Annotated in this window: 1 protein-coding gene; it reads right to left on the bottom strand. The window is 55.6% G+C overall.

Annotated elements, in window-relative coordinates; genetic code table 11:
• Positions 1-222, bottom strand: a 222-nt coding sequence (locus AWU74_RS08765) for a transposase (protein WP_162505142.1), incomplete at its 3' end; no start/stop codon positions are given.
• Positions 223-378: the final 156 nt, after the last annotated feature.

The raw sequence follows: 378 nt of genomic DNA, 5'->3' as shown, positions 1-378 counted from the left end.
GCGGCAAAACCGCTTGTGTATGCTGTTCCAGTTCCCGAATTCTGGCGGTATGTCTCTCCACGGAGCGCCCGTGCGCGTCTGCCACGCTACCGCGTTGATAAACAAACGGTTGTCTTTCGCCACTCCCCCGTGCTTCCCTGCCTGTCCGGGCAGCAGGTCTTTTATCCGTTCCCACGCCTCGTCGCTTATATCGTGCCGGTGAATGCCTTTATTTCCTTTCATGCTCTTATTTTACCTCTTTTCCTTTCTTTAGTCCACACTGCCTAGTCCGTAGCCTGCGCCGCGTGCGTGTAATGGTCTGTCATGGCAATATCGCTGTGCCCTGCCACAGCGTCTGCACGGTTAAATCATCCACACCCGCAAGCCGCGCAAGCGATA

Source organism: Treponema endosymbiont of Eucomonympha sp., from assembly GCF_001028545.1.
Note: the sequence above shows the minus strand (reverse complement) of the source record. Positions and strands in the feature narration are given on the sequence as shown.